The organism is Curtobacterium sp. PvP017, assembly GCF_054060195.1.
Genome location: NZ_JBSSCY010000002.1, coordinates 422,538 through 447,731, shown reverse-complemented (window position 1 = coordinate 447,731; position 25,194 = coordinate 422,538). Strand labels below are relative to the sequence as shown.

At 72.4% G+C, this 25,194-nt stretch carries 25 protein-coding genes; 9 read left to right on the top strand and 16 right to left on the bottom strand.

Going from position 1 to position 25,194, the window contains the following annotated elements:
* Window positions 1-223 precede the first annotated feature (223 nt).
* Window positions 224-1,828: a DEAD/DEAH box helicase gene (locus ACVKXF_RS06185; protein ID WP_340197812.1), complete on the top strand. Its 1,605-nt coding sequence runs from the start codon at window positions 224-226 to the stop codon at window positions 1,826-1,828.
* Between the two features lie 144 nt (window positions 1,829-1,972).
* Window positions 1,973-2,182, top strand: coding sequence for a CsbD family protein (locus tag ACVKXF_RS06180; protein WP_123311664.1), 210 nt, complete (start codon window positions 1,973-1,975; stop codon window positions 2,180-2,182).
* A gap of 99 nt (window positions 2,183-2,281) precedes the next feature.
* Here the strand turns inward: ACVKXF_RS06180 and ACVKXF_RS06175 are convergent, their stop codons facing one another.
* Window positions 2,282-2,824 (bottom strand): NUDIX hydrolase family protein, encoded by a 543-nt coding sequence (locus ACVKXF_RS06175; RefSeq protein WP_111083509.1) that lies wholly within the window; start codon window positions 2,822-2,824, stop codon window positions 2,282-2,284.
* 73 nt (window positions 2,825-2,897) lie between these two features.
* Between ACVKXF_RS06175 and ACVKXF_RS06170 the strand changes: the two genes are divergently transcribed.
* A complete protein-coding gene (locus ACVKXF_RS06170) occupies window positions 2,898-3,515 on the top strand; it encodes an alpha/beta hydrolase (protein WP_456795199.1) in 618 nt (205 codons plus the stop codon).
* A gap of 148 nt (window positions 3,516-3,663) precedes the next feature.
* Here the strand turns inward: ACVKXF_RS06170 and ACVKXF_RS06165 are convergent, their stop codons facing one another.
* The gene (locus ACVKXF_RS06165; protein ID WP_425340846.1) at window positions 3,664-4,320 is read right to left on the bottom strand and encodes a PadR family transcriptional regulator; all 657 of its coding nucleotides are present in this window, start codon (window positions 4,318-4,320) and stop codon (window positions 3,664-3,666) included.
* Between the two features lie 161 nt (window positions 4,321-4,481).
* On the opposite strand from ACVKXF_RS06165, the gene ACVKXF_RS06160 reads away from it, so the two are divergent.
* On the top strand, window positions 4,482-9,260 hold the full coding sequence (locus ACVKXF_RS06160) for an Lhr family ATP-dependent helicase (RefSeq protein ID WP_456795198.1): 4,779 nt from the start codon (window positions 4,482-4,484) through the stop codon (window positions 9,258-9,260).
* Window positions 9,253-10,032: an Fpg/Nei family DNA glycosylase gene (locus ACVKXF_RS06155; RefSeq protein WP_123311656.1), complete on the top strand. Its 780-nt coding sequence runs from the start codon at window positions 9,253-9,255 to the stop codon at window positions 10,030-10,032. The genes ACVKXF_RS06160 and ACVKXF_RS06155 overlap by 8 nt, the downstream gene beginning before the upstream one ends.
* A gap of 43 nt (window positions 10,033-10,075) precedes the next feature.
* Here the strand turns inward: ACVKXF_RS06155 and ACVKXF_RS06150 are convergent, their stop codons facing one another.
* Entirely contained in the window at window positions 10,076-11,002 is a 927-nt protein-coding gene (locus ACVKXF_RS06150) for a LysR family transcriptional regulator ArgP (protein ID WP_340197819.1), read from the bottom strand.
* 70 nt (window positions 11,003-11,072) lie between these two features.
* On the opposite strand from ACVKXF_RS06150, the gene ACVKXF_RS06145 reads away from it, so the two are divergent.
* The gene (locus ACVKXF_RS06145) at window positions 11,073-11,792 is read left to right on the top strand and encodes a LysE/ArgO family amino acid transporter (protein ID WP_456795197.1); all 720 of its coding nucleotides are present in this window, start codon (window positions 11,073-11,075) and stop codon (window positions 11,790-11,792) included.
* Between the two features lie 99 nt (window positions 11,793-11,891).
* On the opposite strand, the gene ACVKXF_RS06140 is transcribed toward ACVKXF_RS06145, so the two are convergent.
* From ACVKXF_RS06140 to ACVKXF_RS06110, 7 genes are all read right to left on the bottom strand, one after another.
* Entirely contained in the window at window positions 11,892-13,367 is a 1,476-nt protein-coding gene (locus tag ACVKXF_RS06140) for an amino acid permease (RefSeq protein ID WP_340197821.1), read from the bottom strand.
* Window positions 13,368-13,558: 191 nt separating this feature from the next.
* Entirely contained in the window at window positions 13,559-14,431 is an 873-nt protein-coding gene (locus ACVKXF_RS06135; protein ID WP_456795196.1) for an HAD family hydrolase, read from the bottom strand.
* Between the two features lie 12 nt (window positions 14,432-14,443).
* Complete coding sequence (locus ACVKXF_RS06130; RefSeq protein ID WP_123311646.1) at window positions 14,444-15,262, bottom strand: alpha/beta fold hydrolase; 819 nt, start codon at window positions 15,260-15,262, stop codon at window positions 14,444-14,446.
* Window positions 15,263-15,412: 150 nt separating this feature from the next.
* The gene (locus tag ACVKXF_RS06125) at window positions 15,413-15,673 is read right to left on the bottom strand and encodes a type II toxin-antitoxin system RelE family toxin (protein WP_456795195.1); all 261 of its coding nucleotides are present in this window, start codon (window positions 15,671-15,673) and stop codon (window positions 15,413-15,415) included.
* A complete protein-coding gene (locus ACVKXF_RS06120; protein ID WP_261783983.1) occupies window positions 15,670-15,930 on the bottom strand; it encodes a type II toxin-antitoxin system Phd/YefM family antitoxin in 261 nt (86 codons plus the stop codon). Before ACVKXF_RS06120 ends, ACVKXF_RS06125 begins: the two co-directional genes overlap by 4 nt.
* Window positions 15,931-15,958: 28 nt before the next feature.
* Entirely contained in the window at window positions 15,959-16,471 is a 513-nt protein-coding gene (locus ACVKXF_RS06115; protein ID WP_456795194.1) for a methylated-DNA--[protein]-cysteine S-methyltransferase, read from the bottom strand.
* Window positions 16,468-18,060, bottom strand: a complete 1,593-nt coding sequence (locus ACVKXF_RS06110) for an AlkA N-terminal domain-containing protein (protein ID WP_395871508.1) — start codon at window positions 18,058-18,060, stop codon at window positions 16,468-16,470. The genes ACVKXF_RS06115 and ACVKXF_RS06110 overlap by 4 nt, the downstream gene beginning before the upstream one ends.
* Window positions 18,061-18,417: 357 nt before the next feature.
* On the opposite strand from ACVKXF_RS06110, the gene ACVKXF_RS06105 reads away from it, so the two are divergent.
* The gene (locus ACVKXF_RS06105) at window positions 18,418-18,954 is read left to right on the top strand and encodes a molybdenum cofactor biosysynthesis protein (RefSeq protein WP_396291141.1); all 537 of its coding nucleotides are present in this window, start codon (window positions 18,418-18,420) and stop codon (window positions 18,952-18,954) included.
* Between the two features lie 46 nt (window positions 18,955-19,000).
* On the opposite strand, the gene ACVKXF_RS06100 is transcribed toward ACVKXF_RS06105, so the two are convergent.
* From ACVKXF_RS06100 to folE, 5 genes are all read right to left on the bottom strand, one after another.
* Window positions 19,001-19,543, bottom strand: a complete 543-nt coding sequence (locus tag ACVKXF_RS06100) for a type 1 glutamine amidotransferase domain-containing protein (protein WP_123311638.1) — start codon at window positions 19,541-19,543, stop codon at window positions 19,001-19,003.
* A 115-nt stretch (window positions 19,544-19,658) separates the two neighbouring features.
* Window positions 19,659-20,312 (bottom strand): HAD-IA family hydrolase, encoded by a 654-nt coding sequence (locus tag ACVKXF_RS06095; protein WP_456795193.1) that lies wholly within the window; start codon window positions 20,310-20,312, stop codon window positions 19,659-19,661.
* A gap of 40 nt (window positions 20,313-20,352) precedes the next feature.
* Window positions 20,353-21,111, bottom strand: a complete 759-nt coding sequence (locus ACVKXF_RS06090) for a pyrimidine reductase family protein (RefSeq protein WP_456795192.1) — start codon at window positions 21,109-21,111, stop codon at window positions 20,353-20,355.
* The gene (gene folP, locus ACVKXF_RS06085; protein ID WP_456795191.1) at window positions 21,108-22,034 is read right to left on the bottom strand and encodes a dihydropteroate synthase; all 927 of its coding nucleotides are present in this window, start codon (window positions 22,032-22,034) and stop codon (window positions 21,108-21,110) included. Before folP ends, ACVKXF_RS06090 begins: the two co-directional genes overlap by 4 nt.
* Window positions 22,031-22,642, bottom strand: a complete 612-nt coding sequence (folE, locus tag ACVKXF_RS06080; RefSeq protein WP_222661508.1) for a GTP cyclohydrolase I — start codon at window positions 22,640-22,642, stop codon at window positions 22,031-22,033. Before folE ends, folP begins: the two co-directional genes overlap by 4 nt.
* Before the next feature lie 157 nt (window positions 22,643-22,799).
* Between folE and ACVKXF_RS06075 the strand changes: the two genes are divergently transcribed.
* Window positions 22,800-24,275: an NCS2 family permease gene (locus ACVKXF_RS06075; protein ID WP_123311628.1), complete on the top strand. Its 1,476-nt coding sequence runs from the start codon at window positions 22,800-22,802 to the stop codon at window positions 24,273-24,275.
* 52 nt (window positions 24,276-24,327) lie between these two features.
* Here the strand turns inward: ACVKXF_RS06075 and ACVKXF_RS06070 are convergent, their stop codons facing one another.
* Window positions 24,328-24,780, bottom strand: a complete 453-nt coding sequence (locus ACVKXF_RS06070; protein ID WP_456795190.1) for a hypothetical protein — start codon at window positions 24,778-24,780, stop codon at window positions 24,328-24,330.
* Window positions 24,781-24,912: 132 nt separating this feature from the next.
* Between ACVKXF_RS06070 and ACVKXF_RS06065 the strand changes: the two genes are divergently transcribed.
* Window positions 24,913-25,176, top strand: a complete 264-nt coding sequence (locus tag ACVKXF_RS06065) for a hypothetical protein (protein ID WP_396289590.1) — start codon at window positions 24,913-24,915, stop codon at window positions 25,174-25,176.
* Window positions 25,177-25,194: the final 18 nt, after the last annotated feature.

Here is a 25,194-nt window from a genome sequence, read left to right as displayed (position 1 = left end):
GCTGGTGGTACTCGAGACGCCGATCGTCTCGTGCGTCGTACGGACGCCCCGAACTCCCGACCACGTTCCACTGATCCTCTGGTCGATGATCGAGCACCTCCCGAAGGTGCCCAGGCTTCTCTGCTGCGGCGACTGCGCCAGCCACCTCTGTTGGCGCGCATCCCGCCCGCGCGCTGCCTCAGAGCGCGCCCACAGCCGGTCTCATCCGGCTCGAAAGGTCACCATGACCACCAATGACCTCCGTTTCTCCGACCTCGGCGTCCCCGCGCCGATGGTCGCCGTCCTCGCCGACCAGGGCAAGGAGACCGCGTTCCCGATCCAGGAGGACACGCTCCCCGACTCCCTGCAGGGCAAGGACGTCCTCGGCCGCGGCCGCACCGGCTCCGGCAAGACGATCGCGTTCGCGATCCCGCTCGTCGCCCGTCTCGCAGCCAGCGGCCGCAAGCGCCGCGCCGGCCGCCCCCGCGCCCTGGTGCTCGCTCCGACGCGTGAGCTCGCGACCCAGATCGACGTCGCCCTCGCCCCGCTCGCCAAGGCCATGGGCCTGAACACGACCACCATCTTCGGTGGCGTCGGTCAGGGCCGTCAGGTCGACGCCCTGCGCGGCGGCGTGGACGTCGTCGTCGCCTGCCCGGGCCGGCTCGCCGACCTCATGCAGCAGGGCCACGTGAACCTCGGCGACATCGAGGTGACCGTCCTCGACGAGGCCGACCACATGGCCGACATGGGCTTCCTGCCCGGTGTCACCAAGATCATGCAGGCGACCCCCGAGAACGGACAGCGACTGCTGTTCTCGGCCACGCTCGACAACGGCGTGGACAAGCTCGTCAAGAAGTTCCTGCACAACCCGGTGATGCACTCCGTCGACGAGGCGAACAGCCCCGTCGAGGCGATGACCCACCACCTGTTCGAGGTCGCCGACGCCGACGCGAAGAAGCACCTCGTGAGCACCCTCGCCTCTGGCAACGGTCGCCGCATCCTCTTCATGCGCACGAAGCACCACGCCAAGCGCCTCGCCAAGCAGCTCAGCAGCCAGGGGATCCCGGCCGTCGACCTGCAGGGCAACCTGTCGCAGGGTGCTCGTGAGCGGAACCTCGCGAAGTTCTCGTCCGGCGAGGCCCTCGTCCTCGTCGCCACCGACGTCGCCGCCCGCGGTGTGCACGTCGACAACGTCGAGCTCGTCGTGCACGTCGACCCGCCCACCGAGCACAAGGCGTACCTGCACCGCTCGGGCCGTACCGCCCGTGCCGGTTCGTCGGGTGACGTCGTCACGGTGACGATGCCCGCCGAGCGTCGCGACGTCGCGCAGATGATGCGCGCCGCCGCGATCAAGGTCACCCCGCAGCAGGTCACCGCGACGTCGCCGGCGGTCACCACGCTCGTCGGCGAGGTCGCCCCGATCCGCCACGTCGCCGAGGAGCCCGCACAGCAGCAGCGTCAGCCCAAGCAGCGTTCCGCCGATTCCGCCGGTGACCGCGGTCGCCGTGGTCGCGGCGGTCGTCCGGGAGGCTCGGGTCAGCCCGCGCGCTCCGGCTCGGCTTCCGAGTCCGCCGGTTCGGCCGGGGGCCGTCAGGGCCGTCCGGCTCGTGGCGCACGGTCCGAGGGCACCGGTCGCTCCGCTGCGGCGGGTGCGGGCTCGACGGGCGGTCGCCGCAGCGGCGGCAGCCGTCGCGCCGGCAGCGACACCGTGCGCGGTGGGTCGTCGGCGGTCTGGTCCTCGGACGGTGGCTACGCCGCGGGCCGTGGAGCCGGCCAGGAGTCGGGCGGGGGCCGTCGTGGCTCCTCGCGCCGCGCCTCCCGTCCGGCCGGCGCTGCAGACCGCCACTGACCTGCCCGACCCAGCCACGCTGACCCGCGGGGGACAACCTTGAGGTCGGCTGCGAGCCCACCACCGCGACGGGCGTAGTTTCTCCTGCACCGGACGCCGCGCAAGCGGCTGACGGGGAAACGTCCGCTGTTGGAAGGAGTGCCTATGGCTGGGATCGAAGACATCAAGAACGCCGCTGAGAAGGCGGCAGGCAAGGTCAAGGAGGCCGTCGGGAACGCGACGGACAACGACCACCTCAAGGCTGAGGGCAAGACCGATCAGGTCAAGGCCGACACCAAGCAGGCGGGTACGAACGTCAAGGACGCCGCTTCCGGCGTCGCCGACAGCCTCAAGAACGACCGCGACACCAAGTAACAAGCCGGTCCAGCACCGCGCTGCGAAGCCCCCGGATCCGATCGGATCCGGGGGCTTCGTCGTGTCCGGGTGCTGCCGGTTCGAGTTCCGCGCCGGTCGTCACATGAGCGCGCCGACCGAGGCGAGGCCCGCGCGCAGCAGGGCACCGCGGCCACCCTCCATGTCGTCGGCGACGCCGTCGGACGCGGCTTCCATCGGGGTCATCCAGGTGAGCTCGAGGGCGTCCTGCCGGGGCTCGCACGTGCCGGTCACCGGGACGACGTAGGCCAGCGAGATCGCGTGCTGCCGCTCGTCGGTGTAGACGGACGCGCCGGGGAGCGGGAAGTACTCGGCCACGGTGAACGGCGTCGGGCTCGACGGCAGCTGCGGGAACGCCATCGGCCCGAGGTCCTTCTCGAGGTGGCGGAAGAGCGCCGTGCGGATGGACTCGCCGAACATCACACGACCGGACACCAGGGTGCGCACGATCGAACCGCTCGGGGCCACGCGCAGGAGCACCCCGACCTCGGTCACGACGCCGAGCCCGTCGGTGCGGACGGGGATCGCCTCGACGTAGCAGATGGGGAGTCGACGACGCGCGTTGGCGAGTTCCTCGTCGGACAGCCAGCCGGAGTCGGGGTCGGGGGTTTGCAACGAGGCCATGCACCGTGTCTACCAGGGACGGCGTCGAGTTCGGCGGAAGGCGCGGGACTTGGGGATGGTTAGCGTTGTCCACATGATCGATGCAGACCTGGTGCAGTGGACGCGTCCCGCGGGGGAACGCGCGGGGACCCCGCTGCTCGTGACCATGCACGGCGTGGGGTCGAACGAGCACGACCTGCTCGGACTCGCCCCCACGCTGCCGGCAGCCTGGACGATGGCGTCGCTGCGGGCACCGATGCCGTGGGGGCAGGGGTTCAGCTGGTACCCGCTCGGCACACCCGGTTCCCCTGCACTCGAGCCCGTCGACGCCGCGGCCGCCGGGGTGCTCGCGTGGATCGACTCCGTCGCCGCCGACCACCCGCGGATCGGCCTGCTCGGGTTCTCGCAGGGCGGGTCGATGGCGCTCCAGCTGCTGCGGGCACGGCCGGCTGCGTTCGCGTTCGCGGTGTCGCTCTCCGGGTTCGTCGTGCCGGGGGTGACGGACTCGCGTGACGAGGCCGTCGCCGCCGTCCGACCGCGGGTGTTCCTCGGGCACGGCGACCTCGACCCGGTGATCCCGGCCGAGGCCACCGCGCGCACGCAGGCGTGGGCGGCGGCGAACACCACCGTGACGGACCGGACGTACGGGGGTCTGCCGCACGCGGTGTCCGCAGCGGAACTGTCGGACGTCGCGGCGTTCATCGGGGCGTAGGCGCGGGACGCGCTTGGTGAGCAGAAATGGTCGGGTCCGACGTGCGGACTCGACCTTTTCTGCTCACGATGCGCGGGGGTCAGCCCCGGCGACGACGGACGGGAGGGACGGTGCGGGCTGGCACCGTGCCTCCCGTCCGGTTCGTCCGTCAGTCGGCGAGGATCTGCAGCAGGTCCTTGCGGAGCTGGTCGACCTTGGCGGTGGCGGCCTTGGCCTGGTCCTCCGTCGCGGTCGTGCGGTACATCTGCAGGACGCCCATGGTCTTCCGGAGCGCCTCGAAGAACTCGCGCTGGGCGTCCGGGATCCCGGGCGCCGCGTCGAGTGCCGCCGCGATCTCGTCGGCCTTCGACTCGGCCTCGGCCTTGCCGGCGTCGGTGAGCTCGAAGAGCGTCTTGCGGCCGTCGCCCGACGAGACCACGAGGTCTTCGTCGACGAGCTGCTGCAGTGTCGGGTAGACCGAGCCCGGGCTCGGCTTCCACGCGCCGCCGGTGCGCTCGGCGATGGTCTTGATCACGGCGTAGCCGTTCTGCGGTCCCTCGGCCAGCAGGCCGAGGATCGCGAGGCGGACGTCACCGCGGCGTCGGCGTTCGCGACCGAAGCCGGGTCCGCCGAAGCCGCCGAAGCCGGGGCCGAAGCCCATGCCCGGCCCGAAGCCCGGGCCGAAGCCACGGCCGCCTCGGCCGCCGTGCTCGTGGTCACCGCGGTCGCGGCCGGGGAACCCGGCGCCGTGGTGCTGCCGCGCGCCGCCGAACCGGGGGCCGCGCGGGTGGTGGTTGCTGTCGTTGTCGTCGTGCATGGGGCGCATGGTGCGTCCTTCCTTGGTGCTGAGTCGGCTCGCGATCGGTCTGACTGGTTTCGTCTTCGTCGTATCGCGATGTGTTTACGATAGATCGCTAACTCTCGTTCTGTCAAGGGGTACTCCGCACTGGGCCTGCTGTCGGTGGTGCCGGGCAGGATGGGCGGACCATGACGGACGTCTTCGAGCGCTTCTCCCCCGCGACCGCGGAGTGGTTCCGGGGCGCGTTCGAGGCCCCGACCCCGGCACAGGCGGGCGCCTGGGACGCCATCTCGACGGGACAGCACGCACTCGTCATCGCACCGACCGGTTCCGGCAAGACCCTGGCCTCGTTCCTGTGGTCGATCGACCGGCTCATCAGCGCGACGGATCGCCCACCGGCCAAGCAGCGCACGCGCGTCCTGTACGTCTCACCCCTCAAGGCCCTCGGCGTCGACGTCGAGCGGAACCTGCGCAGCCCGCTCGTCGGGATCGCGCAGACGGCCCGGCGGCTCGGCACCGAACCACCAGAGGTCACCGTCGGAGTGCGCAGCGGTGACACCCCGTCGTCGGACCGGCAGAAGCTGCTCCGCCAGCCACCGGACATCCTCATCACGACGCCCGAGTCGCTGTACCTCATGCTCACCTCGCAGGCACGCGAGACCCTGGTCAACGTCGACACCGTCATCGTGGACGAGGTGCACGCCGTCGCCTCGACCAAGCGCGGGGCACACCTGGCCGTCTCGCTCGAGCGCCTCGACGACCTGCTCGACAAGCCCGTGCAGCGCATCGGGCTGTCCGCAACGGTCCGACCGCCGGAAGAGGTCGCGCGGTTCCTCGGGGGTCGGGCGCCGGTGACGATCATCGCCCCGCCGGCGCAGAAGACCTTCGACCTGCGGGTCGTCGTGCCGGTCGACGACATGGCCGAGCTCGGTGCTCCGCCGGTCGGTGCGGACGCGTCCGACGCGCCCTCGAACGGCTCGATCTGGCCGCACGTCGAAGAGCGCGTGGTCGACCTCGTCGAGGAGCACCGGTCGACGATCGTGTTCGCGAACTCGCGGCGACTGGCCGAGCGACTCACCGCGCGGCTCAACGAGATCCACGAAGAGCGCGTCCTCGCCGCGGCGGCTCCGGCCGAGGTCGCAGACGCGTTGGTCCCGGCGGGGGTCTCGCCGGCCGACGACGGGCTGCCGGTGGCGCGGGGTCGCCCGCAGTCACCCGCGCGGACCTCGGCACACGCGGTCGCACCCCAGGGCACGAAGCGACCGCCGGCGCAGATGATCGGCGCGTCCGGGCAGACCGGTGGCGGCGGCTCGGACACTGCAGTGCCCGTGCTCGCCCGAGCCCACCACGGCTCGGTGTCGAAGGACCAGCGCGCGATCATCGAGGACGACCTGAAGTCCGGTCGGCTGCGGTGCGTGGTCGCGACGAGTTCGCTCGAACTCGGGATCGACATGGGCGAGGTCGACCTCGTCGTCCAGGTCGAGGCGCCGCCATCGGTCGCGAGCGGCCTGCAGCGCGTCGGCCGTGCCGGGCACCAGGTGGGCGAGATCTCCCGCGGGGTGCTGTTCCCGAAGCACCGCGCCGACCTCGTCAACAGTGCGGTCACGGTGGAGCGGATGGTCACGGGCCAGATCGAGTCGATCTCGGTTCCGGCGAACCCCCTCGACGTCCTGGCGCAGCACACGGTCGCGGCCGGGGCGATCGACACCGTCGACGTCGAGCACTGGTTCGACCTGGTCCGACGCAGCGCCCCGTTCAGCGGCCTGCCCCGCTCGGCGTTCGACGCCACGCTCGACCTGGTGACCGGACGGTACCCGAGCGACGAGTTCGCCGAACTCCGCCCGCGGCTGGTGTGGGACCGCGTGCACGGCACCCTGACCGGACGCCCCGGCGCCCAGCGCCTCGCGGTGACGAGCGGCGGCACGATCCCGGACCGCGGCATGTTCGGCGTGTTCATGGTCGGCGAGAAGGCGTCGCGCGTCGGCGAGCTGGACGAGGAGATGGTCTACGAGTCGCGCGTCGGCGACGTCTTCGCCCTCGGCGCGACGAGCTGGCGCATCGAGGAGATCACCCACGACCGGGTCATCGTGAGCCCGGCCTTCGGACAGCCCGGCCGGGTGCCGTTCTGGAAGGGCGACGGCATCGGCCGCCCCGCCGAACTCGGTCGTGCGACCGGGGCGTTCGTGCGCGAGGTCGAGGGCTCCTCGGACGACGACGCCCGGGCCCGGGTCGCCGCCGGTGGCCTCGACGAGCGCGCCGTCACGAACCTGCTGACCTTCCTGCGCGACCAGCGCGCGGCCACCGGCCACGTGCCGAACGACACCACGCTCGTGGTCGAGCGCTTCCGCGACGAACTCGGCGACTGGCGGCTCATCCTGCACTCGCCGTACGGCATGCAGGTGCACGCACCGTGGGCCCTGGCGGTCGCGGCGCGGCTGCGCGAACGGCACGGCATCGACGGCGACGCGATGGCCGCCGACGACGGCATCGTGGTGCGCATCCCCGAGACCGACGCCGAACCGCCGGGTGCTGACCTGTTCGTGTTCGAGCGCGACGACCTCGAAGCGCTCGTCACCGACGAGGTCGGCGGGTCAGCGCTGTTCGCCGCGCGGTTCCGCGAGTGTGCGGCGCGCGCCCTGCTGCTGCCCCGGCGGAACCCCGGGCAGCGGTCCCCCCTGTGGCAGCAGCGGCAGCGGGCGTCGCAGCTGCTCGAGGTGGCCAGGAAGTACCCGTCGTTCCCGATCGTGCTCGAGACCGTGCGCGAGGTGCTGCAGGACGTGTACGACGTGCCCGCTCTGCTCGGGATCGCCGACGAGATCGCCGGTCGTCGCATCCGCCTGGTCGAGACCGAGACCGAGACCCCGTCGCCCTTCGCCCGCTCGATCCTGTTCGGGTACGTGGCCGCGTTCATGTACGAGGGCGACTCCCCGCTCGCCGAGCGTCGGGCAGCGGCGCTGTCGCTCGACTCGACGCTGCTCGGCGAACTGCTCGGTCGGGCCGAGCTGCGGGAGCTGCTCGACCCGGCGGTCATCGCCTCGGTGGAGCAGGACCTGCAGCGGCTGTCACCGGACCGTCGCGCCCGCGACGCCGAGGGGCTCGTCGACGTGCTGCGGCTGGTCGGGGCGCTCGATCTGTCCGAGGCCGTCGACCGCAGCTGGCTCGCCGGGGCTCCGGACCGCGGGGCGGCCGACGCCGAGGTCCAGGCGATCCTCACCGCGCTCGAACGGGACCGCCGCGTCCTGTCGTTCTCGCACGCCGGAGCCACCCGCTGGGCCGTCATCGAGGACGCCTCACGCCTGCGTGACGCGCTCGGGGTCCCGCTGCCGATCGGGGTACCGACCGCGTTCGTCGAACCCGTCGCCGACCCGCTCGGTGACCTGGTCGGCCGGTACGCCCGGTCGCACGGGCCGTTCTCCGCACAGGAAGCCGCCGGCCGTCTCGGCCTCGGGATCGCCGTGGTGCAGGACACCCTGCGCCGCCTGGTGGCCGACCGTCGGGTGGTCGAGGGCGAGTTCCGGCCGGATCGTCAGGGCGCCGAGTGGTGCGACGCCGAGGTCCTGCGGCGGATCCGCACGAAGTCCCTCGCCGCGCTCCGGCACGAGGTCGAGCCGGTGTCCCCCGACACCCTGGCGCGGTTCCTGCCGGCCTGGCAGCACGTGCAGACCCCGGGCACCCGCGGCGGCCTGCGCGGGGTCGACGGCGTCCTGCAGGTGATCGACCAGCTCGCCGGGGTCGCGCTGCCCGCGAGCGCCTGGGAGACCTTGGTGCTGCCCGCGCGGGTGACCGACTACTCCACGAACATGCTCGACGAGCTCACCGCCACCGGCGAGGTCCTGTGGTCGGGCGGCGGGACCCTGCCCGGCAACGACGGATGGGTGCGCCTGCACCTGGCCGAGACGGCGTCGACGACGCTCGCCGAGCCCTCCGGCGACGAGACCACCGAGCTGCAACGCGACGTGCTCGGTGCCCTGGCCGGCGGCGGTGCGTACTTCTTCCGCCAGCTCGGGCAGGCGGTCGGCAGCACGGACGACCAGGCCCTGACGACGGCGCTGTGGGACCTCGTCTGGGCCGGACAGATCACGAACGACACGTTCGCACCGCTCCGCTCGATGCTCGGTGGCAAGGCGAAGAGCAGCAGTGCCCCGCGGGCCCGTGCGTACCGCGGGCGCCGACGTCCGACGATGCCGACGCAGTCCGGTCCGCCGTCCGTCGGCGGCCGCTGGTCCCTGCTCCCGCTGGCCGAGTCCGACTCGACCCTGCGGGCCGCCGCGACCGCCGAACAGCTGCTCGAGCGGTACGGGGTCGTCACGCGCGGCGCCGTGCAGGTCGAGGGCGTCCGGGGTGGCTTCGCCGGCGTGTACCGGGTCCTGTCGCGGTTCGAGGAGTCCGGGCGTGCGCGCCGCGGGTACTTCATCGAGGGCCTCGGCGCCGCACAGTTCGCCACCGGGCCGACGATCGACCGGCTCCGCACCTACGCACGCGACCTCGACGACGACGAGCGCGTCGACCCGGACCGGAAGCGCGAGGCGCTGACCCTGGCGGCGACCGACCCCGCGAACCCGTACGGTGCGTCGCTGCCCTGGCCGTCCGAGGACCGGGCCGCCGGTGACGCGGACGACACGACCGCCGACGCCGCAGGATCGGCATCACCGGCGGCCTCGACACCTGCCACCACCGGCACCCGCGGCCACCGGCCCGGGCGCAAGGCCGGAGCGCTCGTCACCACCGTCGACGGCCGGCTCGCGGTGTACGTCGAGCGCGGCGGCAAGTCCGTGCTGACCTTCACGGACGACCCCGCCGACCTCGCCGTCGCAGCCGCGTCGATCGCGGGCATCGTGCGGACGGGCCTGCGGAAGCTCGCGGTCGAACGCGTCGACGGCGAGTTCGTCCTCGGGACCCCGCTCGGCTCCGCGCTGGGCGAAGCCGGCTTCACCGCCACCCCGCAGGGACTCCGGCTCCGTGCCTGAGGGCGACACCGTCTACCGGGCGGCGCACCGGCTGCACACGGCGCTCGCGGGCAAGGTCCTGACCCGCAGCGACTTCCGGGTGCCCGCGTTCGCGACCGTCGACCTGGTCGGTCGCACCGTCGACGAGGTCGTGCCCCGCGGCAAGCACCTGCTGCACCGGATCGGGGACCTGACCGTGCACTCGCACCTCAAGATGGAGGGGCGGTGGGACGTCTACGCCCCCGGTGAGCGCTGGCGACGTCCGGCGCACCAGGCACGCGCGATCCTCGACGCCGAGGACGTCTCGACCGTCGGGTTCACGCTCGGGGTACTCGAGGTGGTCCCCCGCGACCAGGAGTCCGAGGTCGTCGGACACCTCGGCCCGGACCTGCTCGGCCCCGACTGGGACGCCGACATGGCGCTCGAGAACCTGACGCGGGACCCTGCGCGTCCGGTGGGCCTGGCCCTGCTCGACCAGCGGGTGCTCGCCGGCCTCGGCAACGTCTACCGCAACGAGCTCTGCTTCCTGCGCGGGGTGCTGCCGACCCGACCGGTGGCCGAGGTGCACGACCCCGCTCGGACGATCGCCCTGGCCAGCCGGCTCATCCTGGCGAACCGGGACCGCAGCCACCGGGTGACGACCGGCGTCGACCGCCCAGGGCGTCGGTTCTGGGTCTACGGACGCGCGGGCAAGCCGTGCCTGCGGTGCGGCACCCGGATCCGGCGAGGGGACCTCGGCGACTCGGAGCTCACCCTGCGGGACACCTACTGGTGCCCACGCTGCCAGAGCTGAGCTGCCGGCGCGGGCTCAGGCACAGGCACAGGACCGGCTCGCATCACCGGGAGACGGGATGCAGCCGCTCGGCCGCGGTCGACCGCACGGCGTCGCTCACCCGCTCGAGCAACGGCGACGCCAGGTTCCACCGCTGCCACCACAGTGCGACGTCCGCGCGGCGCGTCGGCGTGAGCTCGAGCAGCTCGCCCCGTGCCAGGGCATCGAGGCACTGCGCCTCGGGCAGCATCCCCCACCCGAAGCCGAGCGAGACCGCCCGCGCGAAGTCGGCCGAGGTCGGGACGAAGTGGCGTGGACCGGCGGGCGCGTGGCCGAGCACGCGGCGGAGGTAGCCCTGCTGCAGGTCGTCGTCGCGGTCGTAGTCGACGAGCGGCACCCGGTCGAGGCGACTCAGCATGCGTCGTTCGGTGTCGGCGTCAGCCAGGTAGCGGTCGACGAAGGCCGGCGACGCAACGGCCCGGTACCGATCGATGCCGAGCGGCACCGACGAGCAGCCCTGCACGGGATCCGCCTCGGCGGTCACGGCGCCCATCACCGTGCCGGCGCGCAGCAGTTCGGCGGTGCGGTCCTGGTCCTCGCGGTGCAGGTCGAAGACCACCTCGGTGTCGGCGCGGACGCGTGCGAGGGCGTCGAGGAACCACGTGCTGAGCGAATCGGCGTTGACGGCGAGCGGGATCGACGGCATGGCGGATCCCGAGCCGTGGGCGTCGGTCTCGCCGAGTGCCCGAGCGGTCTCGTCGTCGAGCAACCGCACCTGGCGGGCGTGTCGGAGCACGACCGCACCGTCGGCGGTCGGCGCCACCGGGGTCGTCCGCTGCAGCAGGACCCGGCCGACCTGCTGCTCCATCGACTTGATCCGCTGGGAGACCGCCGACGGGGTGATCGCCAGCGCTCGGGCAGCCGCGTCGAGTGTGCCGTGGTCGACCGCTGCCAACAGGGTCTCGAGGTGCTCACGCTGGAACCGGACCATGCAGTGCAGCTTACGGCGCTGAAGGAACGTGAGCTGGCCTACAGGCCTGGCCGGGCCTAGCGTCGTCGACGTGACCGCACTCCTCCCCCTGCTCGCCGGCCTCGGCACCGGACTCGCCCTGATCGTCGCGATCGGCGTGCAGAACACCTACCTGCTCCGGTTGGCGGTCAGCTCGGGCCTGCGCTTGGTCGCGGCGGCGGTCGTCGCGTGCGCGGTGTCGGACGCCGTGCTCATCGTCGCGGGGGTGCTCGGCGTCGGGGCCGTCGTCGACCGGTTCCCCGTGGCGCTCTTGGTGGTCCGGTTCGTCGGGGCCGCGTTCCTGGTGACCTACGGCGTGCTCGCCGCGCGACGGGCACTGCGGCCGTCGAGCGACGCCATGCGCGTGGCCGACGAGGCGGCGGACGACGGCGTGCCGGAGCCGGCCGCGGGCAGTGGACCCGCCCGGCCCGGGACGGTGGCGGCGGGGCGGACACGCTCCGCGCCTCCCGGCCAGGCGGTGACCATGCGCACGGCGGTGGCGACCATGCTCGTCTTCACGTGGGCGAACCCGCACGTGTACCTGGACACGCTGGTGTTCCTCGGGTCCGTCGCGAACCAGCAGGGCTCGGACGACCGCTGGCTCTGGACCGTCGGGGCCGTCGCGGCGAGCTGCCTGTGGTTCGGTGCGCTCGGGTTCGGCGGGCGACTACTCAGGCCGCTGTTCGCGAAGCCGCTGACGTGGCGGGTGTTCGACGGCCTGGTCGCCGTCGTGATGCTGACGTTCGGCGTCCTGCTGGTCGTCGGCGCGTAGGAGGCAGGCGACCGCACCGCGAAACGGACACAGCACCGCGCGATCGCGCGGTGCTGTGTCCGGAACCTGGTTCCGGCGGGGCGGGAACCGGCGCGACCCCTACTGCATGCCCTTGCCGACGCGGCTGTTGCGGCGGCTGTAGCCGAAGTAGATCGCGAAGCCGATGACGAGCCAGACGACGAAGCGCAGCCAGGTCTCGACCTCGAGGTTCAGCATCAGCCAGAAGCACAGCACGGCCGACAGGATCGGGATCACCGGGGACCACGGCACCCGGAAGGCACGGGGGGCGTCCGGGCGCGACTTGCGGAGCACGATGATGCCGATCGACACCAGCACGAAGGCCGACAGGGTGCCGATGTTGATCATGCCCTCGAGCTTGTCGACCGCGGTGAAACCGGCGAGCAGCGCGACGACGACCCCCGCGACGACCTGCACGCGGACCGGCGTCTGCGTCTTCGGGTTCGTCTTCGAGAACCAGCGCGGCAGCAGACCGTCGCGGCTCATCGCGAAGACGATGCGGGACAGGCCGAGCAGCAGCACCATCACGACGGTCGTCAGGCCGATCAGGGAGCCGATGGCGATGATGCCGGCGGCCCACGGCAGTCCGACGATGTCGAACGCGGACGCCAGGGAGGGCGCGTCCTCCTGGGCCAGACGCTGGTACGAGACCATGCCGGTGATGACGATGCTGACGCCGACGTACAGCAGTGTCACGATGCCCAGGCCGATGAAGATGCCGCGCGGCAGCGTCTTCTGCGGGTTTTCGGTCTCCTCGGCGCTGGTCGCGACGACGTCGAAGCCGATGAACGCGAAGAACACGAGCGATGCCGCAGCGAGCAGCCCGAAGACGCCGTACTGGGCAGGCTCGGCACCGGTGAACCAGGACACGAGCGACTGGGTCCAGACGCTGCCCTCGGCACCCTTGGCCGGCTCGGCCGGCGGGATGAAGGGGGTGAAGTTCGCGGCCTTGACGAAGAACGCACCGGCGACGATGACGAACACGACGATGGCGACCTTGATGATCGTGATGACCGCCGAGACCCGCGACGACAAGCGGGTGCCGAAGGCGAGCAGCACGGTGAAGATGCCGACGATCAGGACGGGACCCCAGGTGAACGGGATCGGGCCGAGCTGGATCGTGTCGGGCAGGTCCACGCCGAACACCCCGAACGCGGTGCTGAGGTAGATGCCCCAGTACTTCGCGATGACGGCGCTGGCGGTGAGGGTCTCGAGGATGAGGTCCCAGCCGACGATCCAGGCGAGCAGCTCGCCCATCGTGGCGTAGGTGAACGTGTACGCGGAGCCGGCGACGGGGATCGTCGAGGCGAACTCGGCGTAGCACATGATCGCCAGGCCGCAGGTGACGGCGGCGAGCAGGAACGAGATGATGACGCCCGGTCCGGCGAAGTTCGCGGCGGCGTTCGCTCCGACCGAGAAGATGCCGGCACCGACCGCGACGGCGATGCCCATCGCGGCGATGTCGAACGTCTTCAGGGAGCGTTTCAGGGACCGGCCCTGCTCCTCGGAGTCGGCCAGTGAGGCCTCGATCGACTTGATGCGGAGCTTCGTTGCCATGGGGTGGATCCCGTCATCGGCTGGGCGGCGGACCCCGCGAGGTTACTGGTGTACCACCCCGGCACGCAAACAGCGGGGCTGCTGGGCGCGTGGGAACCAGGTTCCGGACGTGGAACCGGGGAACGGCGCGGTGCGGTGTCCGGAACCAGGTTCCGTGGGCAGGGCGGGTCGACCGGGAGGCCCGGCTCGGCTCAGGCGGATCGGCGCCAGTCGCGCAGGAACCGCGCTCCGGCCTCGTCGTGGATCACCCCGTCGGGTGCGGTGAGCACCGGGTACGGCGTCGTCGGCACACCGTCCGAGGGACGGACGTCGACGTGGGCGACGTCGTGGCCGTTCGCGTGCAGCCAGTCGGCCATCGCGTAGTCGCTGCGGGAGTCGCCCATCGTGCGCCAGGCCGTCGGCAGGTCGCCGTCCTGCGCGAGGAGCTCGAGCGACCGCGCGGCCCCCATGTCCTTGCCGCTCCGGTCGGACTCGACGTCGGTCGAGATGATCGTCGGGTCGATCCGCCACTGCACGGCGCCGTCGGCGTCCGGTCGGACGTCGTCGAGACGCCGCACTCCGAGGCCGCGACGTTCGAGGGCCGCCATCGCCTTCGCGTCGAACTCCGGCTGACGGGCCAGGTACGTGGCGTTCGGCACTTCCACCCGCTGCTCGATCGACACCATGGCGCGCTTCGTCTCGTCGAAGAACACCAGGTCGGCGTAGTCGGTGCGGACGAGCTCGCGCATCTCGTCGGCGTAGTCGCGCGGGAGCGCCAGGTCCTCGGCGACGGTGAGCTCCCCCATCCCGCCCTCGTACTGCGGGCCGATCGAGCACCAGACGGCGCCCTTCTCGCAGACGGCGTGCACGCGACCGCCCTCGGCGAGACCACCGGCCAGCAGGGGTCCGACCACCTCGCTCCGGATGAAGGCGTCGCTCCGGCCGGTGTTGAAGACGACGGGGATGCCCTCGGCGGCGAGGGCGACGAGGTCCTCGATGATGCTCGGGATCGCGATGGTGCGGGAGACGGGGCTGGCGATGGGCCCGTCGACGTCGAGCAGGAGGCCGAGACGAGGTTGGTTCACTGCACCATCCTCTCAGCCCCGCGTGACCGTCCTCGCGGTGAACTCGTCGAGTACGGCACCGATCGCCACCGGGTCGGGCACGTGGCCCTGCCCGGGGACCTCGACGTAGTCCGAGCCCGGCACGGCCTCGACGACCGCACGGGCCGCGTGCCGCATCCACTCGTGGCCGTCGCTGCCCGCGGCGACGAGCACGGGCACGCCGACCGCTGCCGCGACCCGCTCCGGGATCGCCAGGCCGTTGAGCACCCGCACGTCGCGGCTGAGCACGTGGGCGTCGACGACCAAGGACCGCCAGAGCGCTCCCCGGAGCCGCAGCGCCGAGATCTGCCCCATCGGCACACCCAGGACGTGCGCGAGGAAGGCCCGGACCGCCTGGGATCGCCGGCCGGCGGCGACGTGCTCGTCGAGCAGGTCGGCGAAGACGACGTCGTCGGCGTGCGGGTCGACCGTCGCGCGGTACGGCGGCTCCCACAGCACGGCACCCCCGAGCGGGACACCGGCGGCGAGGCCACGCAGGACCACTCCCGCGCCGACGCAGAGCCCGAGCGCGGCAACGGGTCCGTCGGTGCTGGCCACGACGGCCGCGAGGTCCTCGACCTCGCGCTCGATCGCCCACGGGGTCGTGTCGCCGCTCGCGCCACGCCCACGCCGGTCGTACGTGATGACCCGGTACCGGTCCCGCAGTCCACCGGTCAGGCGCTCGACCGTGGGGGTGCCGTGGTGGTCGAAGGCGCCGCCGACCACGACGAGCGCCGGACCGGCCCCGGCGTCGGACACGGCGAGGACCGTGCCGTCGGCGGAGACGACCGTGCGGTCGACGTGCTGGTCCATTGGGGCCTTCCGAGAGGGTACGACGGCGCTGCGTCGGGTCCTCGGGAGGGACCGGGCGGGTCGGTCCTCCGAGCATGGCAGCGGAGCGCTCCCACGTCACCACCCGCAACCAGGGGGAGACGACCGGTCCGGTTCCTGCTCGTACGCCGCTCAGCGCTCGCGGTCGATCGCTCGGCGGTGGCCGGCATCGACGACGACGACGATGAGTCGGCCGTCGTCGATCTCGTAGATCAGGCGGTAGTCGCCCGATCGGACCCGCCAACCGGGTCGGTTCACGAGCTTCCGAGCTGCCGGGGGCCGCGGGTGGTCGGCGAGGATCGCGAGGAGTCCCTCGATCCGCCGACGGCCCTCGGGCGGGAGCTTGCGGATGACACGTTGCGCGGACGGGACGACCTCGACCGACCAGGTCATCCGAGCCCGAGCTCGCGCTTGAGATCGTCCCACTGCACGTTCTCACCGCCGATGCGCTTGTTCTCCGCGATGGCAGCGTCGTACGCGATCAGGTCGTCGAGGTCCTCGGCCGCCTCGAGCAGGCGGTCCAGGACATCCGCGTCCACCACTGCCGCGACGCGCTTGTTGCGCCGGGTCAGGTAGACGGGTTCGTGCCGGGCGTCGTCGATGATCGACGCCAGGCGGCCACGTGCTTCGGAGATCGACACTTCGCTCACCTGTACATTCTAGAGCGTTTTGTACAACTCAGACGAGCACCGTGGTGCCGACCGACTCCCACTCGAGCAACGACCGCTTGACGTCGAGTCCCCATGCGAAGCCCCCGAGTGTGCCGTCGGAGCGCAGCACCCGGTGGCACGGCACGAAGAGCGCGGGCGCGTTCCTCGCACACACACTCGCTGCGGCCCGCACGGCGTCCGGACGACCCATCGCCCCCGCGAACTCGGTGTAGGTCAGGGTGCCGCCGGCAGGGATGCGCCGGAGCTGCCGCCACCCCTCGGTGAACAGGTCGGTACCGAACTGTCGCACCGGCACCTGCATGGCGTGCTCGACCTCGCCCGAGTAGAAGGCGTCCACGGCGTCGGCGGCGGCGACCGTGCCGTCGACGATCCGACTGGGTCGGTACCGGTCGGCGAGGCGCCCGAGGATCCGGTCGACGGAGTCGGTCCAGCCCGAGGCGAGGACCCGGCCCTCCGCGTCCTCGAGCACGGTGAAGGCCCCGTCCGGGGTGTCCAGGGTCTGGATGGTTGCGTCGGTCATCGTTCGTCCTTCCGAGGGTCGTCGTCTGCGCGGCGCGCACGGCCGGTGCCGTGCGCGGGTGCACTGGCGGCCGTCGCGATCGCGCGGTCGATGATCGGTCGCCAGCAGTGCATCGTCAGGTAGCTCCGCCAGGGCGCCACCTGCTCCGACCATAGGGAGAGCTCACGCGCCGTTCCCGGCAGTCCGAGTTCCTGTGCACCGTTGCGCACCGCGAGGTCGCTGTGGAGGAACACGTCGGGGTGGTGCCGGACCCGGAGGGCCACGTAGTCGGCGGTCCACGGCCCGATGCCCTTCACCGCCAGCAACCGGGCCCGCAGCTCGTCGAGGGACTGCCCGCCGTCGACCACGAGCGACCCGTCGGCGAGCGCCGCGGCGACCCGCAGGATCGTGTCGACGCGGGCAGCCGGTCCGCGCAGCACCTCGTGCCCGCGGACGGCGATGACGGCGGCGGACGGGAAGAGCAGGCCGTCCGGCATGATCGACGCCGGCACGGCAGCGCCGAGCGCCGCGACGAGCCGCGTCTGTGCCGTCCGGGCCGCGGCGACGGAGACCTGCTGCCCGATCAGGGTGCGGAACACGATCTCGTGCGCGTCGACCGCCCCCGGCAGCCGCAGTCCGGGGACCCGCTGCACGGCCGCGGCCAGCTCGGGCACGGAGCCGAGCACGGCGTCGACGGCGACCGGGTCGGCGTCGAGGTCGAAGTACGAGCGGACGCGGGCGACGAGCGTGGGCAGGTCGGACAGGTCGCTGACGCGCACCCGTAGGTCGATCCCGGTGCCGCGACCGGCGGCCGTGGAGCCGGGTGTCCCCGAGACCGCGGCTGACGCGCTGAACCAGCCCGGGCCTCCTGGCAGGTCGAGCAACCGCCCGTAGGAGGTGACCCGCCCCGAGTCGTCGGTGTCCACGTGTTCGAGGCCCGGCAGGGCGTGCAGCGCGTGCCAGTCGAGGAGCCCCTGCGCGTCGAACGGCGGCCGCGCGGGCAGGTGCACGTGCAGTACGCCGTCCGGGGTGGGCCGTGGCGTCCGGCGCGCACGCAGTTCGGACGGGGTGACGGCGAAGACCTCGCGGACGGTGTCGTTGAACTGGCGGATGCTCGCGAACCCGGCGGCGAACGCGACGTCCGCGATGGGCAGGTCCGACGACGTCAGGAGCGTGCGTGCCGTCTGGGCGCGGTGCGCGCGGCTGAGTGCTTTCGGTCCGGCGCCGAGCTCGGCCGTCATGATGCGGTTGAGCTGGCGTTCCGAGTAGCCGACCCGCGCAGCGAGCCCGGGGACGCCGTCGCGCTCGACCACGCCGTCGAGGACGAGGCGCATGGCGCGTCCGGCGACGTCCTCGCGCAGGTCCCACTCGGGGCTGCCGGGGGTCGCCTCGGGCAGGCAGCGCTTGCAGGCGCGGAAGCCGGCCAGGTGCGCCGCGGCGCTCGTGCGGTAGAAGGTGACGCCGGTCTCGCGGGGCGTGCGTGCCGGGCAACTCGGGCGGCAGTAGATGCCGGTGGAGTGCACGGCCGTGACGAACTGGCCGTCGAAGCGTGCGTCGCGCGACGCGACGACACGGTAGCGCTCGGCGTGCAGCTGGTCGGTTCCGGGGATGGTCACGGGCCCAGCCTGACACGCACCACCGACCGCGACTGGCGGAAATCGGACGGTGCGGCGGGGCGGGTGCGAGCGCGCGTCCGTGGCGTGGGCGCGTGGCGGGTGGCGGCTCGAGGTTCCGAAATCTCGGCATGTCGGCGCTCCGTGCGCGCAGCCGTGGAACCTCGGTGGCGTGCGCACGGCGTGCTGTGGAACCCGGGCGCCGCCGCAGCGACGCCGGCGTGCCGCCGACAGGGCCGCCGTCGACCGGGAGGCCCGGCTAGCGTTGGGTGGGTGACCTCCGGAGACGACGTGGCCGCGTCCGACCACCGGGTCGGCTCCGTCGACCTCGCCGACAGCGTCGATCACGTCGGCCTGCCGTTCCGGGCCGACGTCGAGATCGCGCTGTTGCTCGTCGCACGCCGCCACCGTTACGAGGGCCGGCCAGCCGACGGCGCGGTACCGGTCCGACCGGACGACCCGGACGAGCTGCGGGACCGCATCGAACTCCGCGCCGGGCTCGGCATCGTCGGCGACCGCTACTTCGCCGCGCGGGCGCACGTGCACGCCTCAGTGACGGTCATCGGGCTCGAGGGACTCGAGGACGTCGCACGGTCACTCGGCGCACCGGTCGACCCCGTGGCGACCCGGCGGAACGTGTTCCTGCGCGGTGCCGACGTCGAAGCGCTCCGGGGCGAGCCGTTCTCGCTGCAGAGCCCCGGCAGCGGTGCCGTGCTGTTCCGCGGGTACCGGCCGGCGAACCCCTGCGCGTGGATGGACCACGAGGTCGCGCCGGGGGCGTTCCGGGCGATGCGCGGACGGGGCGGGGTCCGGTGCGATCCCGAGTCCGACGGTGTGCTCACCCTCGGACCCGCGGTGCTCCGGACGACCCGCCCCGTCGCGCTGGACTGATGACGGCGCCGTGAGCGGCGGCGCCATCAGCGGCGGCGCACCGTGCTCACGCGGTGAGCGCGCTCTCGATCGCGTCGACGAACGCCGGCAGGTCGTCGGGGTTGCGCGACGTGATGATGCCGCCGTCGACCTGGACCTCCTGGTCGACCCACTCGGCACCCGCGTTCCGGACGTCGGTCTGCAACGACGGGAACGAGGTGATCGTCTTCCCGCGCAGCACGCCCGCCTCGATGAGCGTCCACGGGCCGTGGCAGATCGCCGCGACCGGCTTGTTCGCCTCGACGAAGGCCGTGACGAGGGAGACCGCCGAGTTGTCCTGCCGCAGGGTGTCGGCGTTGATGGTGCCGCCGGGGACGACGAGTGCGTCGTACCCGGTCACGTTGACACCGGCGATGGTGGTGTCCGGGTCGAGGGACTTCCCGGGGTCCTTGTCGCCGACGAGGGTCGCGATCGGACCGGACTCCTGCGCCGCCACCGTCACCGTCGCACCGCGCTCGCGGAGCTGGTCGACGGGCACGACGATCTCGTCCTGCTCCACGCCGTAGTTCGTCGCGATGACGAGGACCTTCTTGCCGTCCAGGGTTGCCATGGTCGCTCCTTCCGCGGCCCGGTGGTTCCGGCCGCACGTGCGGCCCGGTGGTTCCGGCCGCACACCCGAGGGTCGTCGGGGAGCGCTGAACGTGCCCGCAGGACGCAGCGAGCCCTCAGCCGCGGATGCGGAAAGCGGACCCTTCTGCCTCGACGGCGATGCCGTCGTACCCCGACACCCGGTGCAGCCCGACCGTGACGTCGGACTCGTGCGGGCCGACGACGACCGTGGTCGCTCCCGAGGCGATGGCCGACTCGAGGCCGGCGGGGGCGTCCTCGAACGCCACGCAGTCGGAGGCGTCGACCCCGAGCAGCGCGGCACCGCGCAGGTACCCGTCGGGGTGGGGCTTGCCGTGCTCGACGTCCTCGGACGGCACGAACGCCGTCGGCATCGTCAGTCCCGCGGCGGCCATCCGCCCGCTGGCCAGGTCGCGCGGCGCACTCGTCACGAGCGCCACCGGGACCCCCGCGGCGAGGAGCCGGTCGACGAAGGCCGCGGCGCCGGGGATCTCGGAGATGCCCTCGCTGCTCGCGCTCTCCTCGGCGACCAGTTCGGCGGCGATGCGCAGCTGCTCGTCGCGGTCCAGGTCGGGCAGGAAGTGCTGGATCGTGCTGATCGCCTGGCGGCCGTGCGAGAACGCCAGGATCTCGGCCGGGTCGATGCCGCGCGACTGCCCGAACCGGGTCCAGGTCGACTCGACCACCGCGGTCGAGTCGACGAGCGTCCCGTCCATGTCGAAGAGGACCCCGGACGCCACGATGTCGATCACGCGCCCGACCCTAGCCGACGCGGTCGACCGGCACCGGGGCTCAGGCGGGCGGCTCCGCCCGGACGTACCGGGTGAGCAGCACGTCACCCGCACCGCGGAGCACGTGCGCCGGGCGCATCCGCCGCAGCTCCGGGGAACCGCCGCGGGCGATCCTCGGGCCGGCACCGCCCTCGAGCGATGGGTCGATCGTCAGGGTCAGCTCGTCGACGGCGTCCGCGGCGATGAGCGAGCCCAGGAACGACGGACCGCCCTCGCAGTGGATCGTGCCGAGCCCCCGCGCCACCAGTGCGTCGCGGACGAGCGACACGTCGACCGATCCGGGATCGGCCTCGGGACTGCACGGTACGACGTCGGCGACGGACGACAGCGCGACCCCGGTCTCCGACGCAGCCGCAGCAGCGGAGGTCAGGACGACGGCCCGGACCGGTGCCTCGGTGAACACCCGCGAAGCAGGATCGAGCGAGAGCGACCGCGAGACGATCGCGAACACCGGGTGGTCGGGCATGCCGTGCGCCCGACGCCATGCCACGTCGGCGTCGTGCAGCACCATCGGCCCGTAGCCCTCGTCGCGGACGGTGCCCGCGGCGACGAGCACCACGTCGGCCACCCGGCGCAGCAGGTCGAACACGCGCAGGTCGTCCGGGCCGCCGAGCGACCCCGAGACACCGGCAGCCGAGGCGGACCCGTCGAGCGTCGCCACGAAGTTCACCCGCAGCCACGGCGCCGAGGCACCCGCGGTGTACAGGTCGAGCAGGTCGTCGTCGGACAGGTCCGCGATCGACGGGGGCAGGAGGTTCATGTGTTGTGCCTCGATTCCACCGGTGCCCGCCAGCCGAGCGTCGCCTCGACCATGCGCATCGCGTCGACGCTCTCGGCGACGTCGTGCATCCGGACGATCCGCGCACCGAGCATCGCGCTCACCGTCGCGACGGCGAGCGAGCCCGCCAGGCGTTCGCCGCGCGGGCGCCCGAGGGACTCCCCCACGAAGTCCTTGTTCGACACCGCCGCGAGCACCGGGTAGCCGAGCGCCACGACCTCGGGCAGCCGCCGGGTGAGTTCGAGGGTGTGCACGGTGTTCTTGTTGAGGTCGTGGCCCGGGTCGACGACGATCCGCGACTCGGGGACGCCCGCGGCGAGTGCCCGGTCGACGCGCTCCCGCAGGAACCCGACGACGGACGCGGTGACGTCGTCGTACTGCGGCGGTGCCTCGAGCGGACGACGGGGTTCGGCGAGCGAGTGCGTGATGACGATCGTCGCCTCGGAGTCTGCGACGACGGCCGCCATCCGTGGGTCGGACAGGCCGGTGGTGTCGTTGACGACGCTCGCGCCGGCCGCGATCGCCGCTGCGGCGACCTCGGGGCGGAAGGTGTCGACGCTGATGGTGACGTCGGACTGCTGGGCGAGCTGTTCGACGACGGGGACGACGCGGTCGACCTCGTCGGCGGCGGGCAGTTCCGGCCCGGGGGCGAACTTCACGCCGCCGATGTCGACCCAGTCGGCACCCTGCTCGGCCGCCCGGACAGCGGCCTCGACGGCCCGGTCGAGCTCGAACGTGGCGCCGCGGTCGTGGAACGAGTCCGGGGTCCGGTTCACGATCGCCATCACGGCGATGCGGTGGTCGAAGTCGATGGTGCGGCGGCCGAACGTGCGCACCGGGTCACGCAGGTCGGGCACCACCCAGCCGGGTCCGGCTGCGCCTCCGACGCCCGGGAGGCCCGTCATGCGTCCGCCCCGTCGCTCGCCACGTGCGTGGTGTCCGTCACACGCCCCGCGCCGATGAGCGCGATCGCCTCGGCCCGGCCCGCGGCGTCCGCCAGCGAACCGGTCGCCGCCACCGTCACGGTCGTCGAACCGGTCTGGCGCTCCCCGCGGGTCGTCACGCACTGGTGCTGCGCGTCGAGGACCACGAGGACACCCTCGGCGCCGAGCCCCTCGGCGATCGTCGCGGCGACCTGTTCGCCCAGCCGCTCCTGCAGCTGCGGGCGCGAGGCCACGGCGTCGAGCACCCGGGCGAGGGTGCCGAGTCCGATCAGGCGGTCGCCCGGCGCGTAGGCCAGGTGCGCGACCCCGAGGAACGGCAACAGGTGGTGCTCGCAGACGGACCGGAACTTCACGTCGCGGACGATGACGAGACGCCCGCGCTCACCGTCCTCGGCGTGCACGGTGCCGTCGCGGGCGATGGCGACGGCGTCCGTCCCGATGCCGGAGAAGAACTCCGCGTACGAGTCGGCGACCCGAGCGGGAGTGCGTTCGAGCTCGGGGCGATCGGGATCCTCGCCGATGCCGAGCAGGAGTTCGCGCACCGCGGCCTCGACGCGGGCACGGTCCATGCGTGACGTCACCCACCCATCCAACACCAGCCATGGCCGGAGAACGCGAGCCGGCGCCCAGCGCGAGGTGCGCGACCGGCGTGGGACGGGCCTCCCGGCTGCCGCAACCTGTGAGGTCCGTGTGACGCGCCCGAAACCCAGCGTCCTTTAAACTCTCGTGGTGAGCGCCCCGCAGACCGACACCACACCCCGGAACCGCTTCGCGACCGGCCTCGACCGATACTTCTCCATCACGAAGCGCGGGTCCACGATCCCGCGCGAGATCCGAGGCGGACTCGTCTCGTTCGTGACGATGGCGTACATCGTGATCCTGAACCCGCTGATCCTCGGCGGGTTCAGTGCCGACCAGGCCGCCAAGGACGTCTCCGGCGGTTGGCTCGAGAACGCACAGGTCGCCGCCGCGACCGGACTCGTCGCCGGGCTGATGACCATCGCGATGGGCGTCATCGCGAACCTGCCGTTCGGCATCGCCGCCGGCCTCGGGATCAACTCGTTCCTGGCCGTCAGCGTCGTGCAGCAGGTCACGTGGGCCGAGGCGATGGGTCTCGTCGTCATCAACGGCGTGATCATCGTGATCCTCGCGTTGACCGGGATCCGGACGATGATCTTCACCGCCGTCCCGGCGCAGCTGAAGGCCGCGATCACCGTCGGGATCGGCCTGTTCATCGCCTTCATCGGACTCGTCGACTCCGGCTTCGTGCGCTCGTCCGGGCTCGCGTCCCCGCCCCTGCAGCTCGGCGAGGACGGCTCCGTCGGCGCCCTGCCGACCATCGTGTTCCTGATCGGCCTGGTGATCATCGGCACGCTCATGGCCCGCAAGGTCAAGGGTGCGCTGCTCATCGGCATCGTCGCGACCACGATCATCGCGATCATCCTGCAGGCGATCTTCCAGGTGCCGACCTCGGTCGACTCGAAGACCGGGTGGAACCTCAACGCGCCCGGCCTGCCGAGCGCCCTGTTCGCGTTCCCCGACCTGTCGCTCGTCGGCCACGCCGACCTGTTCGGCGCGTTCAGCCGCATCGGGCCGTTGGCCGCGTCGATGCTCGTCTTCACCCTCGTGTTCACGAACTTCTTCGACGCGATGGGCACCATGACCGGTCTGGCGAAAGCCGCCGGCGTCGCGAAGCCCGACGGCACGTTCCCCCGCCTGAAGTCGGCGCTCGTCGTCGAGGGCGTCGGCGCCATCGCCGGTGGTGGCGCCTCGGTGTCGTCGAACACCGTCTTCATCGACTCCGCCGCCGGCATCGGCGAGGGTGCCCGCACCGGCATGGCCTCCGTCGTCACCGGCCTGCTGTTCCTGGCGTCGATGTTCCTCACCCCGCTCACGCAGGTCGTCCCGCTCGAGGTCGCCGCGGCCGGACTCGTCGTCGTCGGCGCTCTCATGGTGGCGCAGGTGGCGGACATCTCGTGGTCGGACTTCGGCTCGGCCCTGCCCGCGTTCCTGACGATCGTCGTCATGCCGCTGACCTACTCGATCGCGAACGGCATCGGCGCCGGGTTCATCAGCTGGGTGCTCATCAAGCTGCTGTCCGGCCGTGGCCGTGAGGTCTCGTGGCTGCTCTACGTCGTCGCCGCGGGCTTCCTGCTGTACTTCGCGCGAGGGCCGCTCGAGGCGCTGCTCGGCGTCGGCTGAGGCCAGGTCGCCGGGACGGTCAGTCTGCGAGAGCAGGCCGGGAGGCCCGCGCTCAGTCCGGCAGGTCGCTCGGCGTCGCCTCGTGGTGGCGTCGACCGCCCGTCCGCCGGTCCTCCTTCATGCCCGCCTCGAACAGGTGGCGGCGTCCCTGCACGAGCTCGTCCCGCGCGGTGCGCTCGAGCTCCTTGGCGAGGGCGTAGTACCCGTCGTCGTAGTCCTCGACGACCTGGAACGTCCAGCGGCCGGCGATGACGTTGCGGCCGACGAGCTCCGCGTCGATGCGGTCGGCCAGTTCGGTGTGCCCCGCCTTCCGGAGCTGTTCGACGGCCTCGCCGAGGTTCAGGTCGGCGGTGCCGGTCATGCGGTGGAAGCCGTAGAGCAGGCCGCGGGCGTGCTCGATGACCTCGACCGCGGCGGACAGCGTGCCGAGTGCCTCGACCGTGGCGTCGGACACCCCCTCGGGGACCTGGTGCTGTGCGTCGGGACCCTGATCGTCGTTCGTCATGCTCCCCGTCTACACGACGGCGTCTGCGCCCGCGGACGACATCGTCCACGACCCGCCGTCGCCTCGCCGAGCGCTTGCGGGGTCGCTTCGGGCGACCTAGCATTCGAACACACGTTCGAACGAGGAGACCCGATGATGATCACGGAGACGGCCGCCACGGTGTGGTGGGCCGAGGGCGCGCCGAGCCGGCTGGTCTGGGCCGGACGCCGCTGGCGGGTGAGCGACACCCCGACCCGTCTGACCGTCACACGGGCCGAGCTGCCGACCGCCATCACCCACGCACCCGAGCGCACGGTCGGCTGGCGGTTCCAGGCGACCGCCGACGACGGGGACACGCTGGTGGTCGACATCGTGCCCGAGGGCACCGGCTGGGGCGTCGCGCGGACCTGGACGTGAGCACCGCGTCGAGTGTGG